The 1,514-nt window shown below is 69.5% G+C and carries 2 protein-coding genes; one reads left to right on the forward strand and one right to left on the reverse strand.

Annotation, left to right across the window (positions count from 1 at the left end; translation table 11 throughout):
* Positions 1-396 (forward strand): substrate-binding domain-containing protein (locus FNQ90_RS22775; RefSeq protein WP_182608070.1); only part of this gene is annotated, 396 nt, incomplete at its 5' end.
* Between the two features lie 532 nt (positions 397-928).
* Here the strand turns inward: FNQ90_RS22775 and FNQ90_RS22780 are convergent.
* Positions 929-1,492: a class F sortase gene (locus FNQ90_RS22780; protein WP_407699430.1), complete on the reverse strand. Its 564-nt coding sequence runs from the start codon at positions 1,490-1,492 to the stop codon at positions 929-931.
* Positions 1,493-1,514: the final 22 nt, after the last annotated feature.

A 1,514-nucleotide genomic window follows, 5' to 3' on the forward strand; every position in this document is an offset into this window, starting at 1 on the left:
GCCCTGGAGGAGGCCGGGGCCGAGGTCCCGCCGGTGGCCCCGGCCGATTGGAGTGCCGCCGCCGGGTACCGCACGGGGCAGCTGCTGGCACGAATGCCCGAGGTGACCGCGGTGTTCGCCGCCAACGACCACCTCGCGCTGGGCCTGCTGCGCGCCATGCACGAACGGGGCCGGTCGGTTCCCGGCGACGTGAGCGTGGTCGGCTTCGACGACGTACCGGAAGCGGCGTACTACACCCCGCCCCTGACGACGGTACGGGCGGATTTCGACGAGGTGGCCACCGAGACCCTGCAGTTGTTGTTGAAACGCGTCACCGACGGGGACACGGGCCCCGCCCGGCGCATCCTCACCCCCACTCTCGTCGAACGGGTGAGCGTGGCGGCGCCCAGGCGCTGACCCGGGAGCCGGCCCCGCTCGGGGGACGGGGTTCACGGGGACGAGGACCTCCCGTAACGGTATTGATCCAGTCGGTCACCGCTCCACCATTCCCGACCATCCGACACGTCCATCGACGTTCGACACCATGAACACATGGCGTGCTGGTTCCCCATCCATCGGACTCCCCCGGGTGGGCACCCCGGGTCCACGATCCGGAATGCCATGGCCATGATCAAAAACCACCCGCTCCAACAACGTGACCCTCCCAACGGGCACCACCGCCTGGACCCGGGAATTCGGAGGGTGTTTCGCGTGGCAGATTTCGATGGGGACACCACCGGGGGCACCGCGGTGCCCGGCTCGTCCTCGCCTTTCCGAACCGGACGCGGCGCTCCGGGAGGCGAGGTCGGTGCCCTCGCGAGGGGGACGAACTCGACGTCGGGAGGGGCATCGATGCCGAGAGGGCGAGTGACCCGGGCGCGCCACCAAGCGGAACCGAAGTCCCGCGGTGCGGTTCCGCAGCCGTTGGATGCGCCCGCGGAATCCGGCGTCAAGTGTGTCGCGTGGAGTTCAGACGGGCGAAGACCACCAGGTTGTCCTCGTAGTTCCGGGTGGTGCGATCGTAGGTGCCGGCGCAGGTGATCAGGCGCAGCTGTGCGGTGGGGGTGTCGCTGTAGACCCGTTCGTCGGGGAAGTCGGCCTTGGCGAAGGTTTCGACGGCGTAGACCTCGAAGGTGGCGACGACGCCGTCCTCCCGGTGAATGTCCACGGTGCTTCCGGGACGCAGAGCGTTGAGGTGGACGAACACGGCGGGTCCGGTTCGCGTGTCCACATGTCCGACCACGATGGAGGATCCCCGCTCCCCCGGCGTGACCCCGTCCTCGAACCATCCCACGAGGTTCTTGTCGTCGTGCGGTGGTGGATCCAGTTCGCCGGTCTCCCCGATGGCCAGCGGCATGAAGGGAGCGTCCACCCCGATCTCCGGGATGGAGATGCGTTCCGGTTTCGCCGGCGGCAACGCGGGATCCTCTGCCTGGTCCGGACTCTCCGGGGCGAGCGGAGCGGCGGGGGATTCGGGTCCGTCATGAGGGGTGACCTCGGGCGCGTCCGGCACGAGCGCCACCGGGGCGGGAACG

It is taken from the genome of Streptomyces alkaliphilus, from assembly GCF_014141535.1.
GTDB lineage: Bacteria > Actinomycetota > Actinomycetes > Streptomycetales > Streptomycetaceae > Streptomyces > Streptomyces alkaliphilus.